The organism is Lawsonibacter celer (assembly GCF_014281125.1).
Classification (GTDB): Bacteria; Bacillota; Clostridia; order Oscillospirales; family Oscillospiraceae; genus Lawsonibacter_B; species Lawsonibacter_B celer.
Genome location: NZ_JACOEA010000012.1, coordinates 1 through 5,789 on the forward strand (window position 1 = coordinate 1; position 5,789 = coordinate 5,789).

General features: G+C 52.0%; 4 tRNA genes and 3 rRNA genes. All 7 read right to left on the reverse strand.

Annotated features, from left to right (window positions below):
* Window positions 1-6 precede the first annotated feature (6 nt).
* Window positions 7-122 (reverse strand): 5S ribosomal RNA (rrf, locus tag H9Q75_RS12495).
* A 104-nt stretch (window positions 123-226) separates the two neighbouring features.
* Window positions 227-301 (reverse strand) — tRNA-Glu (locus tag H9Q75_RS12500).
* A 3-nt stretch (window positions 302-304) separates the two neighbouring features.
* Window positions 305-380 (reverse strand) — tRNA-Lys (locus H9Q75_RS12505).
* Window positions 381-466: 86 nt separating this feature from the next.
* A 23S ribosomal RNA gene (locus H9Q75_RS12510) occupies window positions 467-3,308 on the reverse strand.
* 315 nt (window positions 3,309-3,623) lie between these two features.
* Window positions 3,624-3,700: transfer RNA gene (locus H9Q75_RS12515), tRNA-Ile, on the reverse strand.
* A gap of 21 nt (window positions 3,701-3,721) precedes the next feature.
* Window positions 3,722-3,797, reverse strand: a tRNA-Ala gene (locus H9Q75_RS12520).
* Window positions 3,798-4,001: 204 nt separating this feature from the next.
* Window positions 4,002-5,530, reverse strand: a 16S ribosomal RNA gene (locus H9Q75_RS12525).
* Together the 16S, 23S and 5S rRNA genes with 4 tRNA genes alongside form the textbook arrangement of a ribosomal RNA operon.
* Window positions 5,531-5,789: the final 259 nt, after the last annotated feature.

Sequence of the window (5,789 nt, forward strand, 5' to 3'; positions counted from 1 at the left end):
TTTTCATGTTGGCGTTACCTATCTTTCCGGCCCGTCTCCAGGCAAGTATTTTCGGCGCAGGTGAGCTTAACTTCCGTGTTCGGGATGGGAACGGGTGGACCCTCACCGCAATCAACACCAACTTACTTTCTTTTGAAAAAGAAAGTAAGCAAAGAAAACTTCCATAAAACTTTTCTCTCCTTACCGTCTTTCTCAACAGTAAGCTATCATATGCACTTTAAAATGATGGTGACCCGTACGGGAATCGAACCCATGTTTGCGGCGTGAGAGGCCGCCGTCTTAACCGCTTGACCAACGGGCCATTTGGTGCGCCTTCAGGGATTCGAACCCGGGACCCACTGATTAAGAGTCAGTTGCTCTACCAACTGAGCTAAAGGCGCATACGCCACCATCAGGGTGTCTGCACCCTCAAAACCGAACAATATAGATTCCGAATATTTTGCAAGCGCCTGCATTTCTTCATGTTAAGGTCAAGCCCTCGGCTGATTAGTACCGGTCAGCTGCACGCCTTACGACGCTTCCACCTCCGGCCTATCAACGATGTAGTCTACATCGAGCCTTACTCCACAAAGGATGAGAGATCTAATCTTAGGGGGAGTTTCACGCTTAGATGCCTTCAGCGTTTATCTCGTCCGAACATAGCTACCCAGCTGTGCCGTTGGCACGACAACTGGTGCACCAGAGGTTCGTCCATCCCGGTCCTCTCGTACTAAGGACAGCTCCCTTCAAATCTCTTACGCCCGCAACAGATAGGGACCGAACTGTCTCACGACGTTCTGAACCCAGCTCGCGTGCCACTTTAATCGGCGAACAGCCGAACCCTTGGGACCGAATCCAGCCCCAGGATGTGACGAGCCGACATCGAGGTGCCAAACCTCCCCGTCGCTGTGGACGCTTGGGGGAGATCAGCCTGTTATCCCCAGGGTAGCTTTTATCCGTTGAGCGACGGCACTTCCACTTGCATACCGCCGGATCACTAACTCCAACTTTCGTTACTGCTCGACCCGTCGGTCTCGCAGTTAGGCTCGTTTATGCGTTTACACTCAATGCACGATTTCCGTCCGTGCTGAACGAACCTTTGAGCGCCTCCGTTACCTTTTTGGAGGCGACCGCCCCAGTCAAACTGCCCACCTAACAGTGTCCCCCGACCGGATTCACGGCCGCAGGTTAGAAATCCAGCAAATCAAGGGTGGTATCCCAAGGGTGACTCCACCTAAGCTGACGCCCAGGCTTCCAAGTCTCCCACCTATCCTGTACATGATTTACCGAATTCCAGTATTAAGCTACAGTAAAGCTCCATGGGGTCTTTCCGTCTAGTTGCGGGTAACCGGCTTCTTCACCGGTACAACAATTTCGCCGGGTGGGCTGTTGAGACAGCGCCCAAATCGTTACGCCATTCGTGCGGGTCAGAACTTACCTGACAAGGAATTTCGCTACCTTAGGACCGTTATAGTTACGGCCGCCGTTTACTGGGGCTTCAATTCAAACCTTCGCTTGCGCTAAGCTCTCCTCTTAACCTTCCAGCACCGGGCAGGCGTCAGCCCCTATACGTCATCTTTCGATTTAGCAGAGACCTGTGTTTTTGGTAAACAGTCGCTTGGGCCTATTCTCTGCGACCCCCCGTAGGGGGTTCCCCTTATCCCGAAGTTACGGGGTCATTTTGCCGAGTTCCTTAACAACCCTTCTCCCGTTGGCCTTAGGATTCTCTCCTCATCTACCTGTGTCGGTTTGCGGTACGGGCGCCTTAGTATACCTCACACCTTTTCTCGCCACAGAGCATCGGGGACTTCCCTACTATATTTCGGTCCCTTACGCCCGGGTCGACCAACGCCCGGGTTCCCCTATCTCCATGTGTCAGTGTGCTTAAAGTTCGGCGGCTACGGAATTTCTACCGTATGTGCATCGGCTACGCCTTTCGGCCTCGCCTTAGCTCCCGGCTTACCTTGGGCGGACGAACCTTCCCCAAGAAACCTTAGATTTTCGGCCATTATGATTCCCACATAATTCTCGCTACTTATTCCGGCATTCTCACTCGAATAAAGTCCACCGCTGCTTCCGCTACGACTTCACCCCTTATTCGACGCTCCCCTACCCCTGCCTTGCGGCAAGCCCAAGCTTCGGTTAGATACTTAGCCCCGTTAAATTTTCCGCGCAGAGTCACTCGACCAGTGAGCTATTACGCACTCTTTTAATGAGTGGCTGCTTCTAAGCCAACATCCTGGTTGTTTTCGCAACTCCACATCGTTTTCCACTTAGTATCTATTTGGGACCTTAGCTGTGGGTCTGGGCTGTTTCCCTTTTGTCCACGAGACTTATCTCACGTAGACTGACTGCTGATCATCAATTAGCCGGCATTCTGAGTTTGATAGGGTTCAGTAACCTTATCGGCCCCTAGCCCATTCAGTGCTTTACCTCCGGTAATCTAAATCAACGCTAGCCCTAAAGCTATTTCGGGGAGAACCAGCTATCTCCGAGTTCGATTGGAATTTCACCGCTACCCACAGGTCATCGCCGGACATTGCAACGTACGTGCGTTCGGTCCTCCATGGGGTTTTACCCCCACTTCAACCTGCCCATGGGTAGGTCACCCGGTTTCGGGTCTATTGCAACAAACTTTATACGCCCTATTCAGACTCGCTCTCGCTTCGCCTCCGGTACTGAATACCTTAAGCTTGCTTGTTACAATAACTCGCCGGACCATTCTACAAAAGGTACCTCATCAGCCATTAACGGCCTTTGAGTGCTTGTAAGCACAAGGTTTCAGGTTCTGTTTCACTCCCCTCCCGGGGTCCTTTTCACCTTTCCCTCACGGTACTGCTCCTCTATCGGTCATCAGGTAGTATTTAGGCTTGGAGGGTGGTCCCCCCAGTTTCCCACCGGGTTTCACGTGTCCAGCGGTACTCTGGAACTCGACTGACAGAAATCGGTTTTCGTCTACGGGGCTCTCACCCGCTCTGGCTGGCCTTCCCATACCATTCGACTAACCTATTACTGCCGTTGTGTCGGTCCGCAACCCCGGAGAATAAATCCTCCGGTTTGGCCTCTTCCGCGTTCGCTCGCCACTACTAGCGGAATCTCTGTTGATTTCTCTTCCTCGCCCTACTTAGATGTTTCAGTTCAGGCGGTTCCCCGCGTACGCCTATTTAATTCAACGCACGCTGACAGAGTATTGCTCTGCCGGGTTTCCCCATTCGGAAATCTGCGGGTCAAAGCTTATGTGCAGCTCACCGCAGCTTATCGCAGCTTGTCACGTCCTTCTTCGGCTCCTGATGCCAAGGCATTCCCCTTGCGCTCTTTATAGCTTGACCTTAGTAGAACAACCTCTTTTCAAGCTGTTCTCTAGATCATGAATTATGCAGGCTTCACAGAAGTTTTTGCTTGGCTCATTGTTTTTACCCTTTTATCCAGAACAGCTTCCGCTATTCTTAAAGTTTCCACAATTTGCTTTTGCCCTCTGTTGCTTGCTTCATCATTCTTCATCTACATTGTTCAGTTTTCAAGGTGCAGACCTTCCGGCCTTTTTCAAGACCAGATTGAAACGCTTAATCGCTCAAACGCTTCAATCCACTCTCGAATCTCTATCAAAGCTCCCTTTGCTTCCTTCCTTTTCAAAAGAAAGAAAGTGGTGGGCCTAGATGGACTCGAACCATCGACCTCACGATTATCAGTCGTGCGCTCTAGCCAGCTGAGCTATAGGCCCATCTCGGTCGCCTTTTTCTTTTGGTGGAGATAATCGGGCTCGAACCGATGACCCCCTGCTTGCAAAGCAGGTGCTCTCCCAGCTGAGCTATACCCCCGTCGTCGCAAAGTCCGCTTCGCTGGGCTTTGAATGGCTCCCCAAGACGTATACCCTCTAAATTAAACAACGTGACGTCCACACCACCAGAAAGCTGACCTTAGGACGTTACGGCGCGCCGTTGGCTCAAAAAAGTGTTACCACTTCTTTGAGAATTATATGCCTCGCTGCGCTCGGCATGTAATTCGCGCCGAAGTCTCCTTAGAAAGGAGGTGATCCAGCCGCACCTTCCGATACGGCTACCTTGTTACGACTTCACCCCAATTATCGAACCCACCTTCGGCCGCGCCCCCATTGCTGTTAGGCTACGGACTTCGGGTGTTCCCGACTCTCATGGTGTGACGGGCGGTGTGTACAAGGCCCGGGAACGTATTCACCGCGGCATGCTGATCCGCGATTACTAGCGATTCCAACTTCATACAGGCGGGTTTCAGCCTGCAATCCGAACTGGGACGGCTTTTAGGGGTTTGCTCTGCCTCGCGGCTTTGCTTCCCTCTGTTGACCGCCATTGTAGTACGTGTGTGGCCCAGGACATAAGGGGCATGATGATTTGACGTCGTCCCCACCTTCCTCCGTTTTGTCAACGGCAGTCTCGCTAGAGTGCTCTTGCGTAGCAACTAACAATAAGGGTTGCGCTCGTTGCGGGACTTAACCCAACATCTCACGACACGAGCTGACGACAACCATGCACCACCTGTGTGAGACGCCCCGAAGGGAAGGACTATCTCTAGTCCGGTCGTCTCCATGTCAAGCCCTGGTAAGGTTCTTCGCGTTGCTTCGAATTAAACCACATACTCCACCGCTTGTGCGGGCCCCCGTCAATTCCTTTGAGTTTCAACCTTGCGATCGTACTCCCCAGGTGGGATACTTATTGTGTTAACTGCGGCACGGAGGGGGTCAGACCCCCCACACCTAGTATCCATCGTTTACGGCGTGGACTACCAGGGTATCTAATCCTGTTTGCTCCCCACGCTTTCGCGCCTCAGCGTCAGTTACTGTCCAGCAATCCGCCTTCGCCACTGGTGTTCCTCCGTATATCTACGCATTTCACCGCTACACACGGAATTCCGATTGCCTCTCCAGCACTCAAGAAAAACAGTTTCAAATGCAGGCTATGGGTTGAGCCCATAGTTTTCACATCTGACTTGCCTTCCCGCCTACACGCCCTTTACACCCAGTAAATCCGGATAACGCTCGCCACCTACGTATTACCGCGGCTGCTGGCACGTAGTTAGCCGTGGCTTATTCCTCAGGTACCGTCATTTCTTTCGTCCCTGAGAAAAGAAGTTTACAACCCGAAAGCCTTCATCCTTCACGCGGCGTTGCTGGGTCAGGCTTGCGCCCATTGCCCAATATTCCCCACTGCTGCCTCCCGTAGGAGTCTGGGCCGTGTCTCAGTCCCAATGTGGCCGGCCAACCTCTCAGTCCGGCTACTGATCGTCGCCTTGGTGGGCCGTTACCCCGCCAACTAGCTAATCAGACGCGAGTCCATCTAAGAGCGATAAATCTTTGGCAGTCAGAGCCATGCGACCCAACTGCATTATGCGGTATTAGCACAGATTTCTCTGTGTTATTCCCCACTCCTAGGCAGGTTACTCACGCGTTACTCACCCGTCCGCCACTAAGTAACCCTATCATTTGGACGAATCCTCAATCAAGGGCACTCCGTTCGACTTGCATGTGTTAAGCACGCCGCCAGCGTTCATCCTGAGCCAGGATCAAACTCTCAATAAAATGGTATCTAAACACTTCCGTGTTCAAATCACTTTATCGAAGCTTACCTTAGCTTCAAAGAAATTAGTTCCGAGGACCTTCCAAACATCTCTGCTTGAAAGGACCTACGTCCTTTCTGGTGCTTCGTGTTTCTTTCACGTTGTTTAATTTACAAGGTACACGCTCGTCCCTCATCCAGCCGCTCTCCCGAGCCGCTGTCAGGACTTTTAGTTTAACATACCCGCTGCTCGCTTGTCAAGTGCTTTCTTTCACTTTTTTC